General features: G+C 61.2%; 17 protein-coding genes and 1 tRNA gene. 6 read left to right on the top strand and 12 right to left on the bottom strand.

Annotated elements, in window-relative coordinates; genetic code table 11:
- Positions 1-73: 73 nt before the first annotated feature.
- The 4 genes from AC1D06_RS05400 to AC1D06_RS05385 all read right to left on the bottom strand — a co-directional run bounded on the left by AC1D06_RS05400 (position 74) and on the right by AC1D06_RS05385 (position 1,574).
- Positions 74-388, bottom strand: a complete 315-nt coding sequence (locus tag AC1D06_RS05400; RefSeq protein WP_477879120.1) for a HigA family addiction module antitoxin — start codon at positions 386-388, stop codon at positions 74-76.
- A 9-nt stretch (positions 389-397) separates the two neighbouring features.
- Positions 398-718 carry a type II toxin-antitoxin system RelE/ParE family toxin gene (locus AC1D06_RS05395; RefSeq protein ID WP_477879121.1) on the bottom strand — a complete coding sequence of 107 codons (321 nt, stop codon included), beginning with the start codon at positions 716-718 and terminating at the stop codon, positions 398-400.
- A gap of 59 nt (positions 719-777) precedes the next feature.
- Complete coding sequence (locus tag AC1D06_RS05390) at positions 778-1,074, bottom strand: hypothetical protein (protein WP_477985452.1); 297 nt, start codon at positions 1,072-1,074, stop codon at positions 778-780.
- A 426-nt stretch (positions 1,075-1,500) separates the two neighbouring features.
- Positions 1,501-1,574 (bottom strand) — tRNA-Gln (locus tag AC1D06_RS05385).
- A gap of 493 nt (positions 1,575-2,067) precedes the next feature.
- Here AC1D06_RS05385 and AC1D06_RS05380 point away from each other — a divergent pair.
- From AC1D06_RS05380 to AC1D06_RS05370, 3 genes are read left to right on the top strand one after another with little or no spacing between them, the layout of a single operon-like run.
- Positions 2,068-3,549, top strand: a complete 1,482-nt coding sequence (locus AC1D06_RS05380; RefSeq protein ID WP_477985451.1) for a Ppx/GppA phosphatase family protein — start codon at positions 2,068-2,070, stop codon at positions 3,547-3,549.
- A gap of 2 nt (positions 3,550-3,551) precedes the next feature.
- Entirely contained in the window at positions 3,552-4,289 is a 738-nt protein-coding gene (locus AC1D06_RS05375) for an RlmE family RNA methyltransferase (protein ID WP_477985450.1), read from the top strand.
- Positions 4,290-4,292: 3 nt separating this feature from the next.
- The gene (locus tag AC1D06_RS05370; protein WP_477877726.1) at positions 4,293-4,676 is read left to right on the top strand and encodes a VOC family protein; all 384 of its coding nucleotides are present in this window, start codon (positions 4,293-4,295) and stop codon (positions 4,674-4,676) included.
- Position 4,677: 1 nt separating this feature from the next.
- Here the strand turns inward: AC1D06_RS05370 and AC1D06_RS05365 are convergent, their stop codons facing one another.
- Positions 4,678-6,093 (bottom strand): DHA2 family efflux MFS transporter permease subunit, encoded by a 1,416-nt coding sequence (locus AC1D06_RS05365; RefSeq protein WP_477985449.1) that lies wholly within the window; start codon positions 6,091-6,093, stop codon positions 4,678-4,680.
- Between the two features lie 186 nt (positions 6,094-6,279).
- Positions 6,280-6,693 (bottom strand): tellurite resistance TerB family protein, encoded by a 414-nt coding sequence (locus AC1D06_RS05360; RefSeq protein ID WP_477877724.1) that lies wholly within the window; start codon positions 6,691-6,693, stop codon positions 6,280-6,282.
- Between the two features lie 448 nt (positions 6,694-7,141).
- Between AC1D06_RS05360 and AC1D06_RS05355 the strand changes: the two genes are divergently transcribed.
- Complete coding sequence (locus tag AC1D06_RS05355) at positions 7,142-7,882, top strand: carbon-nitrogen hydrolase family protein (protein WP_477985448.1); 741 nt, start codon at positions 7,142-7,144, stop codon at positions 7,880-7,882.
- A 20-nt stretch (positions 7,883-7,902) separates the two neighbouring features.
- Here AC1D06_RS05355 and AC1D06_RS05350 read toward each other — a convergent pair whose 3' ends face one another.
- Complete coding sequence (locus AC1D06_RS05350; protein ID WP_477985447.1) at positions 7,903-8,784, bottom strand: LysR substrate-binding domain-containing protein; 882 nt, start codon at positions 8,782-8,784, stop codon at positions 7,903-7,905.
- 88 nt (positions 8,785-8,872) lie between these two features.
- Here AC1D06_RS05350 and AC1D06_RS05345 point away from each other — a divergent pair, with 88 nt between their 5' ends.
- On the top strand, positions 8,873-9,784 hold the full coding sequence (locus tag AC1D06_RS05345) for a DMT family transporter (RefSeq protein WP_477985446.1): 912 nt from the start codon (positions 8,873-8,875) through the stop codon (positions 9,782-9,784).
- 11 nt (positions 9,785-9,795) lie between these two features.
- Here the strand turns inward: AC1D06_RS05345 and AC1D06_RS05340 are convergent, their stop codons facing one another.
- Positions 9,796-10,446, bottom strand: coding sequence for a S24 family peptidase (locus AC1D06_RS05340; RefSeq protein ID WP_477985445.1), 651 nt, complete (start codon positions 10,444-10,446; stop codon positions 9,796-9,798).
- 505 nt (positions 10,447-10,951) lie between these two features.
- Here AC1D06_RS05340 and AC1D06_RS05335 point away from each other — a divergent pair.
- Positions 10,952-12,436, top strand: a complete 1,485-nt coding sequence (locus AC1D06_RS05335) for a DHA2 family efflux MFS transporter permease subunit (RefSeq protein WP_477985444.1) — start codon at positions 10,952-10,954, stop codon at positions 12,434-12,436.
- 73 nt (positions 12,437-12,509) lie between these two features.
- Here AC1D06_RS05335 and AC1D06_RS05330 read toward each other — a convergent pair whose 3' ends face one another.
- Genes AC1D06_RS05330 through AC1D06_RS05315 form a run of 4 tightly spaced genes read right to left on the bottom strand, consistent with a single transcriptional unit; the run spans position 12,510 to position 16,568 of the window.
- Complete coding sequence (locus tag AC1D06_RS05330; protein ID WP_477985443.1) at positions 12,510-14,720, bottom strand: 3-hydroxyacyl-CoA dehydrogenase NAD-binding domain-containing protein; 2,211 nt, start codon at positions 14,718-14,720, stop codon at positions 12,510-12,512.
- Positions 14,721-14,730: 10 nt separating this feature from the next.
- Entirely contained in the window at positions 14,731-15,939 is a 1,209-nt protein-coding gene (locus AC1D06_RS05325; RefSeq protein WP_477985442.1) for an acetyl-CoA C-acetyltransferase, read from the bottom strand.
- Positions 15,940-15,978: 39 nt separating this feature from the next.
- Positions 15,979-16,308 (bottom strand): type II toxin-antitoxin system PemK/MazF family toxin, encoded by a 330-nt coding sequence (locus AC1D06_RS05320; RefSeq protein WP_477877716.1) that lies wholly within the window; start codon positions 16,306-16,308, stop codon positions 15,979-15,981.
- A complete protein-coding gene (locus AC1D06_RS05315; RefSeq protein ID WP_477985441.1) occupies positions 16,308-16,568 on the bottom strand; it encodes an AbrB/MazE/SpoVT family DNA-binding domain-containing protein in 261 nt (86 codons plus the stop codon). The genes AC1D06_RS05320 and AC1D06_RS05315 overlap by 1 nt, the downstream gene beginning before the upstream one ends.
- Positions 16,569-16,603 lie beyond the last annotated feature (35 nt).

Here is a 16,603-nt window from a genome sequence, read left to right as displayed (position 1 = left end):
GCATGGGTACACGGCCCCAAGGATGAAGATGGAAGGAGCCGTGAGGTAGGCGACACGCCCTGGAATTCAGCAATCACTCCGCAGCGACGAGCGTCGGGATACCGGACACATCGACCTCACGTTCGGCGTTCCAGGTATCATAAGCCGCCTGCATCCTGATCCAAACAGCCGGGCCATTGCCAAACATCTTTCCGAGCCTGACCGCAACCGCTGCACTCACGGGCCGTTGCTCGTTGAGAATTTCATAGAGGTGCTGGCGGGAGATCCCCAGCAGCCTGGCAATTTCAGCCTTGGGCTTTCCGATGGCGGGAAGCACATCATCGCGAAGCAACGCGCCGGGATGAGTGGGGCATCTATTGGGATCACGCTTCGCAGGATACGATGTCATTTGATGCTCCTAATGATATTGCTCAAAATCAACGTCATATGCGTTGCCATTGCTGAATTCGAACGTGATGCACCAGGGACCGTTGACATGGACGGTGTATCTGGTCGGGTTAAAGCCCGTAAGCTGATGATAGTTGAAACCGGGAATATTCATGTCCTCGGCTTTCGTTGCCACATCGAGCGCATCGCAAAGCTGCTGACGCGGAATACTGAGCAGGGCGGAGATCTCTGTCTTACTCTTACCAGTGGCGGGGATAGTATCCGCCAACAAGGCGCCGCGACGCGACGGGCAGCGATTGACCGGCCGCTGTCGGGCCATGATGTCTTCCATTGGTAAAATATCTCCGATCTATCAGCCGCCTGGTGGTGCACCGGAACTAGTGAAACCTTTCAAGACACGAACTGCTCTTCCGCAAGCCGCCGGGCGCTAGATTGCGCGCTTGCTAATGTTGCGCCATCCCAAGAGCACTCAAGCAACTTCTGCTGCCCGCCTTTGGATACGCTGATGCTCACATGATCGGGCCGAATTCTGGTGGAACTCCAGTCGAACACGTATCGATCATCGGTCACCATGCCGGCGAACATCTCGTTGAGGTGACGCTCAACAGTTCGTCCCACTGGTTCCCAACTATGATCAGTGACCAGCGCGGCGACGAAGCAGTCGAAATGCTCTGCATCGAAAACCACGGACTTCCGATTGAGGCACGACCATTCCACAGAGTGCAACGTCCTCTGAACGTTAACGACAAGATCATCGCATCCCAACACCCCGCAGCCACAGCGGCCTATGGTCAGGTGGCTTCGATGCACACTGGTAAGCTCTCTGACCAGGTCAGGTGGATCGAGCCCCAAGTGACCCATTTCTATCCAGTCTATGCCGTCAACGAACAATCTCACCTCATAGGTGTCGTCGTCCGGATTAGGAAGGATTTGGTACGATAGGTTGCTCATGGTGAGGTGACACTACTTCTCCATCTCGATACCGGCAATGGTGATGCAGGGCCACTGTGCGTGTTCCACCCGGAAAGCTCACGAAGCTGGGGCCCACAACGAGGCACGATCGGCGGTACGCGTCAGTCTTTAAGGCATTGAAAATATTGACATTCTGGAAGATGGCTGGGGAACCTGGATTCGAACCAAGATTAACGGAGTCAGAGTCCGTCGTTCTACCATTGAACTATTCCCCAACGGCCGCCTGAGGCGGCGTGGACGATGCGGGGAGGGCAAGCTTTGCCGGTCTGTCCTGGTGAGACAGTCTCTCTGCGTCGTGGGCGCCTTCTAGCATATTTGCGCTTCTGATCAAGAGAGAAAATCGTGATGGAATATTGAATGTGGTTTTCGGGCTTTTGGCGGAACTTTTAGCGCGGACGTGGTGTTGTTGGCTTGGCGGGAGTGCCGCCGGATCGGGAATTACGTCGATGGACACGTCCTTTGTCGTCATCAATCTCTCAAGCTGCATCGTGGCTGTGCTGATCCTGCTCGCGGGATTTGCCCACTGAATTCGGGTCGGTCCTGATCGCGGTTGCACCGGCCGTGGACCGGCAAGAACCGTAAAGATTTCAATCCGGGCCGAAAAAGAATTTGGCGATTTCATGTCAAGCTGTTACATTCGCGCCAACATTGAACAATGAGGCGCCTGCTGCGGCCTTTCGGTCTTGCGCGGCGTGATGGATCAAAAACGTGAGTGACCCCGAATCCGGCGTAAAGCCGACCGTTCCGGGGGCGTCTGAAGCAGGGCAAAAGCAGGGATCGCAGCGATCCCGGCGTGGTAAACGGAAGCGCAGGAAGGCGGTTGCCGCTGCGTCTCCGCCTGTGAGTTCCAGCCCGGAATCCCATTCCGGCGGATCGGTGCCCCGAGATTCCAGCGAGGCCAAAAGCCCCGAGCGTAGGAAGCGGCGCCGCAAGCGATCCCGCGGCAGCGGTGACACGCGTCCTGCCGAGCAGCAGGCGCAAAACCCGGCGCAGCGCAAATCTCCGCCTCAGGCAAATCCCAAAAGCAAGCACGATCAGCATCATCGCAGGCTGCAGGCGCGTTCGCTGCCGCAGAACGAGGCGCGCAAGCCGGCCGAGCCGGAGCCGCCGCGGCCGCAGCCTCCGGTCCGGGCGCCTGAGCCGGCGGCTCCGCAGGCGAACCGGCGCTATGATACGCCCGAAGGTCTTTATGCGGCGCTCGATTTGGGCACCAACAATTGCCGTCTGCTCGTGGCGCAGCCGACGCGGCCGGGCCAGTTCCGGGTCGTCGACGCCTTTTCCAGGATTGTGCGATTGGGCGAGGGGCTGGGCTCGAGCGGCATGCTGTCGACTGACGCCATGGATCGCGCCATCGAGGCGCTGAAGGTCTGCGCCGCCAAGCTTGCTTCGAAGAATGTCCGACGCGCACGGCTGATCGCCACCGAGGCCTGCCGTTCGGCCGGCAATGGCGACGAATTCCTGTCGCGCGTCAGGGTGGAATCCGGGCTAGACCTCGAAGTCATCAATCGCGAGACCGAGGCCCGGCTCGCCGTGTCCGGCTGCGCCTCGCTGATCGGCCGCGAAGCGCGCTCGGCCGTGCTGTTCGATATCGGCGGCGGCTCGTCGGAAATCGCGGTGCTGCAGATCAACGGCCAGCGCTCGCCGCGGCTCGCCAACCATATCACCCATTGGACCTCATTGCCTGTGGGCGTGGTGACGCTGTCGGAGCGGCATGGCGGCCGGCATGTGACGCCGGAGATTTTCGAAGCGATGGTCGACGAAGTGGCGGGGATGCTGGAGCGCTTCGAATCGCCCGCCGCCGATGACCTCAACGGCGATGACAGCGGTTTTCACATGATCGGCACGTCGGGAACGGTGACGACGCTGGCCGGCGTGTTTCTCAACCTGCCGCGCTATGATCGCCGGCAGGTGGATGGGCTGTGGATGAGCGCCGACGAGGTCACCGCCATGCAGGACAAGCTGGTCGGGCTCGATTTCGCTGCGCGTGCGGCCAATCCCTGCATCGGTCCGGATCGTGCCGATCTGGTGCTCGCCGGCTGCGCCATTCTCGAAGCCATCCGCCGCCGCTTTCCGGCCGACCGCATGCGTGTCGCCGACCGCGGCCTGCGCGAAGGCCTGCTCACCGAAATGATGGCCGATGACGGCGTCTGGCGGCGGCAGAAGCCGCGTTCGCCCTATCACAGGAGCTGACCATGACGAAGCCGCCTTCCGGCAGCCGGGGCACCGGCCGCAAGCTCACCCAGCACGTCACCAAGAAGAACCTCAAGGAAAGCTCGCGGCGCTGGCTGGAGCGGCATATCAACGACCCCTATGTGCAGCGCTCGCGCCAGGAAGGCTATCGCTCGCGCGCGGTCTACAAGCTGCTCGAGATCGATGAGAAGCATCATATCCTGCGCGGCGCGCGGCGGATCATCGATCTTGGCGCGGCACCTGGCGGCTGGTCGCAGATCGCCGCCAAGGTGACGAAGTCGGACAATGACAATATTCATGTGGCGGCGATCGATTTCCTCGAAATGGATGCGATCTCCGGCGTGCATTTCATCCAGATGGACTTTTTGGACGACGAGGCGCCGAAGCGGCTGATGGAGGCGCTCGGCGGGGCGCCGGATGTCGTGCTTTCGGACATGGCGGCGCCGACCACCGGCCACCAGCGCACCGACCATATACGCACCATGCATCTTTGCGAGGTTGCAGCGCATTTTGCCATTGAAGTTCTGCGCGAAGGCGGGCATTTTCTCGCCAAGACTTTCCAGGGCGGCGCTGAACGCGACCTGCTGACCATGCTGAAGCAGAATTTCAAGCAGGTCGTGCATGTCAAGCCGGGTGCGTCGCGGTCGGAGTCGGTCGAGATGTTCATTCTCGCCAAGGGATTCAAGGGACGCAAGGCCGATATGGCCGATCAGCAGGCCGAGGCCGGCGATCAGGGGTGATGCATGCTGCTCTATCTGACGGTTGGCACCAACAATCTGGAACGGGCGGTCGAATTCTACGATCCGGTGCTCAAGGCATTGGGTTACGAGCGGCGCGTGCTGGATGAGGACGAGGCTGGTTACGCGGCCGCGGGGGACGAACGCTGCCGTTTCTGGGTGACCTATCCCTATGACAAGCAGGAAGCGACCATCGGCAATGGTTCGATGACGGCCTTTCTCGCGCCTAGCCGCGCCGCGGTGCGGGCATTTCATTCCGCCGCCCTGCTCTATGGTGGCGAGGATGAGGGCAAGCCGGGGTTGCGGCCGTATCACAAGACTTTTTACGCCTGCTATGCTCGCGATCCGGACGGCAACAAGATTTCGGCTGTCTGCGAGGCGGCGGAATAGCTTAGGCCTTTTCCAGTTCTTCCTCGATCTTCTCGATCGCATGTCCGCCATGGCCCGAAATGGCGCTGCCGGTATTGCCCGGCAGGCGTGAGATCGGGAAGGCGGCGATGACGTTGAGCACGGCGACGCAGAGGAAGGCGATGTGGAAGGCCGAGATGGTCAGCCCTTCGCTGGTGGTGAAGGAATAGATTTCCAGGATGATGCCGGCAAAGGCGACGCCGAGTGCGCCGGAAATCTGCTGGATCACCGCATTCAGCGCCGTGGCATGGGTCGTCTGATGCTGCTCGATATCGGCAAAACCCAAAATGTTGATGCCGGTGAAGAAGAACGAGCGGACGAAGCCGGCGAAGAACAACACCGTGATCATTGCCAGGTAAGGCGTATCGGCGAAGAACAGCGAATTGGCGGCGGTGCCGAAGGCCGAGAGGCTGGCCGCGACCAGCAAGGTGCGGCGGAAGCCGAAGCGGGTGAAAACTTTTCGCGCGGCGAATTTGGTGAACAGCGCGCCGCCCGCGGCGATGAACGTGATCATGCCGGAATGAAAAGGCGTGAGCCCGAAGCCCAGCTGCAGCATCAGGGGCAGCAGGAAGGGCACCGCGCCCATGGCGATGCGAAAGATCGTGCCGGAGATGACGCAGGCCCGGAACGTATCGATCTTGAAGAGATCGAGATCAAGCACCGGATGGGTGTGCCGCCGCGCATGGCGGACGAAGAGGAAGAGCGATATCGCGCCAATCACGACGGCGCCGACGCCGATCGCCGGCGGCAGGGCGCGCAGGCTGACGACGGAGAGGCCGAAGACGATGCCGGCGGCGCCGATGCCCGAGAGGAAAAACCCTTTGACATCCGCGGGTGGCGGGGGCGGGCTCTTGATCTCTGGCAGGAAGATCCAGGAGAGGATCACGCCGAGAACACCGATCGGAATATTGATGAGGAAGATCCATTCCCAGCTGAAATAGGTGGTGATGAAGCCGCCGACAGGCGGCCCCACCAGCGGGCCGATGACACCGGGAATGGTGAACATCGCCATGGCGGAAATCAGATCGGTCTTCTTGGTCGAGCGCAGCAGGATGGCCCGGCCCACGGGCGTGGTCATCGAGCCGCCGAGCCCCTGGAAAAACCGTGCCAGCACAAAGGCGATCAGGCTGTTGGACATGGCGCAGAAGATCGAGCCGGCCATGAAGACGACAATGGCGCTGATGAAGATCCGCTTGGCACCGAACTTGTCGGCCGCCCAGCCCGACAGTGGAATGAAGATGCCCAGCGACACCAGATAGGCCGTCATCGCCAGTTTCAGCGTGATCGGCCCGACATCGAGATCGCGGGCAATCGCCGGCAGCGACGTCGCAATGACCGTGGAGTCCATCTGCTCCATGAACAGAGCGATGGCAAGGATGAACGGGGCGAAGCGGTTCAAGGCGGGGATCCGGAAACGTGCGACTCGTCACATGCGACGAAATGCGAGGACATATTCGCGCATTAAATGTGACAAGGGCAAGACCAAGTGCCCGAAAATCGTTCGGCTGGCTTACTTTTTCGTCAAATTCCGGTGAGCGGATCTCTCCGCTCCCGCCGTTGGTGGTTACGCCAGGCGATAACGTGGTTACGCCAGGCGGTAGCGCGCGATGGCGCTATGCTCCATTGACGCGGCTGTAAGCTTGTCGATATCCAGCCGATCGCGCAGCAATTGCAGGAAGCGTACTTCGGTGGGGTCGTAGCGGAGGTCGGCCGTGGCGATTTCGACGGCCAACGCATAGGCCGTATCGTGGAGTCGTGGCGGAAGGGCGTCCTTGATGGTTTCGAGCGCAATCTCCAAGCCTTCGGGGCCAGCCAGGATTTCCTGGATGTCTCGCATGGTGGGGATCAGCATTTCCTCGTCAAAACCGTTGAACACCGGCAGGGAACGCGTCAGCCAGCCAATGCGCTTGAGCTCGGCATCCGGCATCTGGCCGTCGGCGGCCGACACCATGACCATCACGTAAATCAAAGCCGCATGCACGGTGACCTTCTTCGCCATTCCCTCATCCTCATCGAATTCATCTGGCGCTCCAGTTAGAGCGGCGGCCGAGGGAAATCAAGGAGGATGCGGCCACAGGTGTCCTCTTCTCCCCTCGGGGAGAAGAGCAGGGTTATCGCATATGACGCAAAGACCCTCTCTGGCCTGCCGGCCATCTCCCCCACAAGAGGGGAGAAGACTCGCGGCACGCTCCCTGCCTCAAACGTGGCACAGGCGGTGCGGCTGGGTTAAGCCCCTCCCCCTTGTGGGGCGGGGTTTGGGGCGGGGTCTTGGCGTCATATGCGATAGCCTGAGGGGACAAAGAGGGAAACCGCCATTGCCGCTCGCCGAACGCAACGCCTTTTTCATATACGATTACCGCTGCCCTACAGCTGGTGTCGAATTTGATTGTGGAATGCAGTTCGCCGCGCCATCGTCACGACATGGGAATCAGCTTTCAAAAAATATTATGCTGACCGTGCGGATTGCAGCCGCCCAGACCGTAGAAATCCGAGATGACGTCGACGCGGCATTGCGATGTGCAGTCGACCTCATTGCCCGCGCCGGGGCGGCCGGTGTCTCGCTTCTGTGTTTCCCGGAAGGTTTTCTGCAGGGCTATCTCACTGAGATACAGGCGGCGCATGGGGCGGCGCTCGACCTTGCATCGCCAGCTTTTCGGGGAATTGTCGAGCGCTTGCCGAAACCCGGGCCGATGATCGTCATGGGCATGATCGAGGTCGAGAATGGGCAATTGTTCAACACTGCCGTCGTCGTGCAGGGCGGTGCTGTCATTGGCCGGTATCGGAAAGCGCATCTGCTCGGCAGCGAACGGATTTTCGCAGGCGGAACCGACAGTCCGGTTTTCGATGTCGCCAGTCTGCGCTTCGGCATCAATATCTGCCACGATACGAATTTTCCCGCTGCCGCCCAAGCGATCGCTGACCAGGGTGCATCGCTGATTGTTTGTCCGGCTAACAATATGTTGCGCCGGGACGCGGCCGAGCGTTTCAGGGACAGGCACAACGCCATCCGTGGAGAACGCTGTCGCGAGACGGGCCTTTGGCTGATATCCGCCGATGTCACGGGCGAGTGCGAGGACCGTGTTGCCTGGGGGCCGACGGCGGTGCTCGATCCTGCCGGCCGGGTGGTGGCGCAACTGCCGCTGGGAGAGCCTGGGCTTCTGGTTTTTGACGTCCCCACCCATGGCTGATCGCCGTGGGCTGGACCCGTTCAACTGGCCGGCGCCGTCAGTTCCTTCCTCAGCCAGTCGCGGAAATTCTTGACCATGCGGCTCGGCTCCGGCCGTACCAGCAGATGGTAGGAGCCGAGTTCGACCGGCTCGAAACCCGGCAGTTCGGCAAGCGTGCCGGCCGTGATCTCGGTCTTGGTCATCAGAGCCGGCGCCAGAACCATGCCGAGGCCGGCGACCGCCGCATGTACTGCGGCATCGTCGGTGTCGAATTCATGGGCGATATGGACTGAATTCCTGGGCAGGCCAAGTTTCTCCGCCCACATCACCCAGTCCCAGTTCTCCCGCGCGCATTTCAGTGCCGGCACCTTCGAGACATCGCGCGGGCCGCGATAGTCGGAGGCGGCGAGCAAAGCCGGCGAGAGCACTGGCCTGCTGAAATCGCCGGCCAAGAGTTCGCCCTCCTTGTCGCCGGGACCGGCGCGTTCATAAGAGATCGCCATGTCGGCCGAGGCGCCCAGCGTCGCCTTGGTGAGATGCAGCGTCTCCACCCGCACGCGGGCCGTGGGATGGCGATGCTTGAAACCTTCGAGCGCCGGGATCAGCCAGCGCACGGCAATCGACATCGACACGCGGATAACGATCTCGTCGGCATTGCGGCGCATCGATTCGGCCGAGCGGTCGATCATGGCGATCGCGGCTGCCGCATCCTCGTGAAAACGGCGGCCCTCGTCCGTCAGCTCGATGGCATTGTTGCTGCGAATGAACAGGCGGATGCCAAGCTCAGTCTCCAGCTTGCGGACCTGATGACTGACAGCACTGGCCGTGACGCCGAGTTCGGCGGCGGCAAGCGCGATGGAACGGTGGCGCGCAACCACGGTGAAGATGCGCACGGCGTTGAGTGACAGGCGATGGTTCTGCATCGAAAAAACTCATGCAGGCTTAGAATTTCTCATTTGATTTGAAGGCCCGAACCTTAGCAGAAATGTGCCGCAAGAGAAGGCGGCGATCATGAATAGATTCTGGACCAGAAATGCCGAGGCGATTGCCTGGGTGGCGACATCGACGGCGGTGTTTTCCTTCATTTTCGCCTCGGGCAAGTTCGCAGCCGGCACGGCGCCGGTGTTCGAGATCAATTTCCTGCGCAATGTCGGCGGCCTCATCACGCTCGCCACGGTCGTGGCGCTGAAGCGAGAAGCGCTCGCCTCCTATGCCAGCCGCCGGCCGATGGCGCATTTTCTTCGTTCCATCTTCGGCGTGTTCGGGGCGGTGGCGGTGGTGCAGGCCTCCGCCAGCATGCCGATCGTCGATGCCACCGCGATGAGCCTGCTCTACGTCGTCTTCGTCGTCATTCTGGGAATGCTGATTTTTCACGAGCGGATCGGGCGCCGCCAGGGAACGGGCATGCTGGTCTGCGCGGCGGGCGCGGTCACCATCATGTTGTCACGCGGCGCCTTCCGCAGCCTCGATGCGGCTTACGTCTTGCCGGCGCTGCTCGCCATCAGCGGTGCGGCACTCTTCTCCTTCGAGGGCATCTTGATCAAGCTGCTCTCGCAATCCGACAAGCCGATGACGGTGCTTCTGCATGTCAACATTTTCGGCCTCCTGCTGCTCGTGGTTCCTGCCTTTCTCGTCTGGCGGCCGATACCGATCACCGATATGCTGTTCTACATGCTGCTTGGACCGCTCGGTATCGGCGCGCAATATTGCACTATCCGCGGCTATCGGATGGCCGATATCTCAGTGGTCGGGCCGGTCGATTATTCCTGGCTGGTTTTTGCGGCAGTGATCGGTTTCATCTTCTTCGGAGAAATTCCGACCGCGGGTGTCATTGCCGGCGCCGTGCTGATCGCCGGCGGCGGCATCGTGCTCGCCACGGTGAGGCCGGCGCCGGAGAAACAGCCGGTGCTGGAGCTGCAGTAAGGAAAATCGTCCTACTGGCTTGCCCAGATGATGCGGGCGATCCAGTCGACATCCTGGATATCGATCGAGCGGCCCGGATGGTCGGGGTTGAGCGACAGGAGTTCGATCATTTTCGGCGTCTGGCGGACCAGCACCTTGGCCATGACCTCGCCCTCCCTGGTGCGGAGGACGACGCGGTCGTTGCGGCGAAGCTGGGCGCCGCGCTCGACGATGATGACATCGCCGTCGCGATACAGCGGCATCATGCTTTCGCCTTGCACTTCGAGCGCGTAGACGCCGGCCTTCTGGGCCGGGAACTCGACGACATCCCAGCCCTGGCCGACCGGAAAGCCGCCATCATCGAAGAAGCCACCGGCGCCCGCCTGGGCAAAGCCGAGCAGAGGGATGGTGGCATTCCGCTGCGCAGAGGCGCTTTGCTGGAGCGCTGAGAGCGGGCCTTTGAGCGCGACCATGAAATCCTCGATGGTCGACCCTGTTGCTTCGAGGACCTTGTGGATCGATTCCGTCGACGGCCAGCGCTGCCGGCCATCGGCAGAACTGCGTTTGGATTTGTTGAACGAGGTTGGATCGAGCCCAGCCTTTCGCGCCAGGCCGGATGTGGTCAGGTCGTGGCGGGCCGCCAAGGCGTCGATCGCTTCCCAGATCTTGTCATGCGATAACATGGCGGAATGTCCGACTGGTCCGGGCGCCTGCAGGCGCCGATTGGGGTGATGTTAGCTGGCCTTAGCGGTAGAGTAAAGAAACTCAGGAATAAAATCCCATGGATTTCGTTGAGGGTGAGTTCCTTTTATTGCAGGTTTGTCGTCTGTGGCTCACCCCCCTCTGTCCTGCCGGACATCTCCCCCTCAAGGAGGGAGATTGACTCGCGGCTGCCGCTCGCCCCGATCTCGAAGCTTGGTATGGGCTAGGAATGCGCTCCCAGCCAATCTCCCCCCTTGAGGGGGAGATGTCCGGCAGGACAGAGGGGGGTATCACCGCATATGCAATTGTCCGTCTTCCGCGCCATCATTTTGCAAAGCTCCGTCACCCGCCATTCCATTTCAGCATGGCAGCTGCGCGCAAAGGGGATGGGTTTTTCAAATTGTTTAAGTATATATGATTATAAGCACCCTATATGATCGTTCATGGCAGCGCCTGCCGTTGCCGCATCCGTGAGTTTTTCCGGCGATGTCCCATCAGGTCTGCGAGGCGGCTGTTGTCAAGCCGCGTGCCGCGCCCAATTTCCGGATCGTTGCGCTGATCGTGGCGACGGCTTTGTTCATGGAGCAGCTTGACGCCACCGTGCTGGCAACGGCTTTGCCGACCATGGCGCGCGATTTCGATGTCAGCGCCCCGGTGATGAGCATCGCGCTTACCTCCTACCTGCTCAGCCTCGCCGTCTGCATTCCCGCCAGCGGCCCGATCGCCGATAATTTCGGCTCGCGCACCGTGTTCCGCACCGCGATTGCGATCTTCATGGCTGGTTCACTGTTCTGCGCCATAGCACCGAACCTGTTGTTGCTGGTGTTGTCGCGCCTGCTGCAGGGCATGGGCGGCGCGATGATGATCCCGATCGGGCGTCTCGTGCTGCTGCGCAGCGTCGCCCGCAAGGACATGGTCAGCGCCATGACATGGTTTTTGGTGCCGGCGCTGGTCGGCCCCATCGTCGGGCCGCCGTTGGGCGGCTTCATCGTCACCTATCTCGACTGGCGCTGGATTTTCTACATCAACATCCCGATCGGTATTTTGGGAATGATCCTGGTCTCGACTTTCATCGAAGACTTTCGCAACCAGACGAAAGTGCCGTTCGACACGGTCGGCTTCGTGCTCTCGGGTATCGCGCTGGGGTCGCTGCTGTTCGGCTTCGAAATGGCGAGCCATCCGGGCGAGGGGATGTTTTCGATATTCCTTGTCTCGATGGGGCTGGTTTTCGGCATTGCCTATCTCCGGCATGCGCGCAGGCATCCGGCGCCGATCATGGATTTCTCGCTGATGAAAGTGCCGAGCTTCGGCACCTCCGTCATTGCCGGCTCGCTGACGCGCATCACGCAAGGCGCGCAGCCCTTTCTGCTGCCGCTGCTCTTCCAGCTTGGTTTCGGCATGTCGGCGGCGAAGGCGGGGCAGATCGTGCTCGCCACCGCCGTTGGCGCCGTGCTGATGAAGGCTGTCGGGGCGAAGATTTTCCGCAAATTCGGTTTTCGCACCAGCCTGGTCGTCAATGGCGTCGGCGCCAGCCTGGGCTATGGGCTCTGCGCCGCGTTCCGGCCGGATTGGCCGGTGGCACTGATCTTCCTGGTTCTGGTCACCGGCGCCAGCTTCATGTCGCTGCAGTTCACCGCCTACAATACCGTTGCCTATGACGAGATCGCGCCGGAGCGCATGAGCTCGGCCACCAGCTTCTATACGACGCTGCAGCAATTGATGCTGTCGCTCGGCATTTGTGTCGGTGCGCTGGTGCTCAACAGTTCGATGACCTTCCATGGCAATGTCCATCCGAAGATCGAGGATTTTTCTCTCGCCTTCGTGGTCGTGACCACGATTTCGCTCCTGGCGACGATCTGGAACCTTCGCTTCTCGCCCACCGCCGGTGCAGAGTTGAGTGGTCACAGACGGGCGGCTGTCGCTGCTGTGGAAGCAGCAAACGATGACCAGCGGTCGAGATCCGCTGCCTGAGCAAAGAAAAAGCCACGCGTCGATTGTTCCGCGTGGCTTTTGTTAGGGCTGAAGCGCTTGCGCCGCTTGGCGATTACGCTGCCTGTTCCTCGCGATAAGGATCGAACCTGCTGTAGAAGGTCTCGCCCTTGGCAGCCATGTCGCGCAGCAGCGGCGTCGGTCTGAAATGCTCCCCATAGGCGTCGGCCAGCTGGTCGCACATGGTGACGAAGTTTTTCACCCCCATGCCGTCGATATAGCTGAGCGTCCCGCCGGTATAGGGCGCGAAGCCGAAGCCGAGGATCGAGCCGACATCGGCTTCGCGCGGATCGGTGACGATACCCTCTTCGACCGTTCGGGCCGCTTCGAGCGCGATCGTTCCGAGCAGGCGGTGCTGCAGCACTTTGACGTCGACCTCTTCGGCTGTCTTCTGCGGATAAAGGTCTTTCAGGCCAGGCCAGAGTGATTTCTTTGCCGGCTTCGGCGGATAGTCGTAAAAGCCCTTGGTGTTCTTGCGGCCGAGGCGGCCGAGTTCGGTCACCATCTTGTCGACCAGGGCCATATGCTCTTTCTTGACGGAAGCTTCGCCCAGATCGTGGATTTCGGCCTTCATGATCTTGTAGGAGAGGTCGATCGCCACCTCGTCGTTGAGCGATAGCGGACCCACCGGCATGCCGGCCATCTTCGCCGCATTCTCGATCATTGCCGGCGGCACGCCTTCGATCAGCATGTCATAGGCTTCGTTGATGTAGCGGAAGACGCAGCGGTTGACGTAGAAACCGCGGGTGTCGTTGACGACGATGGGGGTCTTCTTGATCGCGGCGGCATAGTCGAGCGCAACCGCAATTGCCTTGTCCTCGGTCTTTTCGCCGAGGATGACTTCGACCAGCATCATCTTCTCGACCGGCGAGAAGAAATGCACGCCGATGAACTGGTCCGGCCGCTTGGAATTCTCGGCAAGGCCGGTGATCGGCAGGGTCGAGGTGTTGGAGGCGAAGATGGAGCTTGCCGGCAGAACCGCTTCGACCTGTTCGATCACCGCCTTCTTGACGTTGCGATCCTCGAATACCGCCTCGATCACCAGATCGGCGTCGGAGATCTGGCTGTAATCGGATGTCGGCGTGATCAGCGACAGGAGCTTCTCACCTTCCTCCTTGGTCGACTTGCCCTTGCCGATCGCATCCTTGACCAGCGTTTCGGAATGCGCCTTGCCCTTGTCGGCGGCCTCCTGGTCGCGATCGAGCAGCACGACCGGAATGCCGGCGCGGGCCGTGACATAGGCGACGGCGGCACCCATGAAGCCGGCGCCGACAATGCCGATCTTGGAGAATTTCGTCGGCGGCACGCCATGCGGACGGCGGGCGCCTTTGCCGAGTTCCTGCATCGAGACGAACAGCGAGCGGATCATCGCGCGCGCTTCGGTCGATTGCAGGATATGGATGAAATAGCGCAGTTCGACCTTGAGCGCCGTATCGAAGGGCAATTGCAGGCCTTCGTAGACGGCTTTCAGGATCGCATGCGCGCCCGGATAATTCATATAGGTCTCGCGGCGCAGGATGGCGTTTGCCGCCGAGAACAGCTGCACGCCCTGCGGCGACCAGATCGCTCCGCCGGGGGCCTTAAAACCCTTCTTGTCCCAGGGGGCGACCGGATCGAGGCCGTTCCTGATCAGGGCCTTGGCCGTCTCGATCAGCTTGTCCGGATCGACCACGTCGTTGAGCAGGCCGAGCGCCTTGGCACGCGACGGCGTCAGGTCCTGGCCGGTGGTCATGATCTGCAACGCGTCCTGGGTGTTGATCAGCCGCGGCAGGCGCTGGGTGCCGCCGGCGCCCGGCAGGATGCCGACCTTGACTTCCGGCAGGCCGATCTTGACCGACTTGGCATTGGAGGCGACGCGGCCATGGCAGGCCAGCGACAATTCCGTGGCGCCGCCCATGCAGGTGCCGTTGATGGCGGACACCCAGGGTTTTCCCGAGGTTTCGAGCTTACGGAACATCCGGCCCATGCGGCCGGCGCCCTCGAACAGCAATCCGGCCAGCTTGTCGGGGTTTTCGACGCGCTCGCGGTCGATCAGGGCGAAGAACCATTTCTGCATGGTGAGATCGGCGCCGCCGGAAAAGCTCGATTTGCCGGAGGTGAAGACCACGCCCTTGACGGCAGCATCCGCCGTCATGTCGTCGATCAAATGATCGAATTCGTCCATCACCTCCATGGTGAAGACGTTCATCGACTTGTCCTTCATATCCCAGGTGACAAGGGCAATGCCGTCCGCGTCGGTGTCGACGGTGAAATTGGTATAGGCCATGTCGATCTCCTCAGACGCGTTCGATGATAGTGGCGGTGCCCATGCCGGCGCCGATGCAGAGCGTCACCAGCGCGGTGGAAAGGCCGCGCCGCTCCAGTTCGTCCAGCACCGTGCCGAGGATCATGGCCCCGGTGGCGCCGAGCGGATGGCCCATGGCGATGGCGCCGCCGTTGACGTTGATCTTGTCATGCGGGATGTCGAAGGCCTGCATATAGCGCAGCACGACGGCGGCGAAGGCTTCGTTGAGTTCGAAGAGATCGATGTCGGTGATTTGCATGCCGGAGCGCTTCAAGAGCTTTTCGGTGACGTCGACCGGACCGGTCAGCATCAAAGCCGGGTCGGAGCCGATGCTGGCAATCGTCTTGATGCGGGCGCGCGGCTTCAGCCCCATGCTCTCGCCGCCGGCTTTCGAGCCGACCAGCACGGCGGCCGCGCCGTCGACGATGCCGGAGGAATTGCCGGCGTGATGGACATAATTGATCTTCTCGACTTCCGGATGGGCCTGGATTGCCACGGCGTCGAAACCGCCCATCTCGCCCATCATGACGAAGGAGGGCTGCAGCGCGGCCAGCGCCTGCATGTCCGTCGTCGGCCTCATATGCTCGTCACGGTCAAGGATGGTGAGGCCGTTGATGTCCTTGATCGTCATCACCGAATTCTTGAAGTAACCACCTTCCCAGGCCTTGGCAGCGCGCTTCTGGCTCTCGACGGCATAGGCGTCGACATCATCGCGGGAAAAGCCATATTTGGTTGCGATCAGGTCGGCGGAGACGCCCTGCGGCATGAAATAAGCCGGCACTGCCACGGAGGGATCGACCGGCCAGGCGCCGCCGGACATGCCGATGCCGACGCGGCTCATCGATTCGACGCCGCCGGCAATGATGATGTCGTCGGCGCCCTGCGCCACCTTGGCGGCGGCGAGGTTGACGGCGTCGAGGCCGGAGGCGCAGAAACGCGAAATCTGCATGCCCGGCGCGCGCGTGTCATAGCCGGCCTCGAAGGCGGCGGCGCGCGGGATCACCGAGCCTGCTTCCATCACCGGATCGACGCAGCCGAAGATGATGTCGTCGACGGTGCTCGTGTTCAACCCGTTGCGATCGCGGATGGCTTCGAGCACATGCGCCGCCAGCCTGACGGACGGCACTTCGTGCAGCGACCCGTCCTTCTTGCCGCGGCCCCTCGGGGTGCGGACATGGTCGTAGATATAGGCTTCGGTCATGGTGCTTCTTCCCTATTCCAATTTCTCGGGCGCCTCCGCTCATTCGAAGAGCGACGACAGCCTCGCCTGAACTTCTTCAACGATAAAGCTTGGGACTTTCTCGATAAATCGGCCTTTCCTGGCTTGTATGTCGATTGTCCTTATTTGATGACAGAGCACGACGCCTGTCGCGCGCGTGCCGGCTCCAGACAACGATACCGCCCAGCCTTTCGCTCTCGCGAACTCGCCGCCGGACGAAATCGGCGCGATCAGCGGCGTTCCCAACTGATTGAAAGCACGTGGTGAAACGATCAGAACATATCGTGCTTTGGACTGTTCGCGACCAATCGTGGGATCGAGGTCGACATGCCAGATTTCGCCGACGTCCATCAGATGATCTCGCGGCCGACGGGTTTCGATTCAAGCCATTCACGCTCTTCTTCCGTCCACGGCGCATCGAGATCGCATTGGGCCATGAGCTCATCCAGCGTATATCTCGGCCGCTTTCTCGGAACAGCGACCAGTTTCCCGTCTTCCACCGTCAGGTCGAGCTTGGCGTTAGCGGCGATGCCGAGACTGTCGAGAAGCGGCTTAGGAATCGCCATCATCACGGAGCCGCCGACCGTTCTGAGGGTTGATGTAGAAGCCATCGGAATCTCCTTACAAAGTTATACCAATATATAAC

The organism is Rhizobium sp. P2_G2, assembly GCF_056403555.1.
Note: the sequence above shows the minus strand (reverse complement) of the source record. Positions and strands in the feature narration are given on the sequence as shown.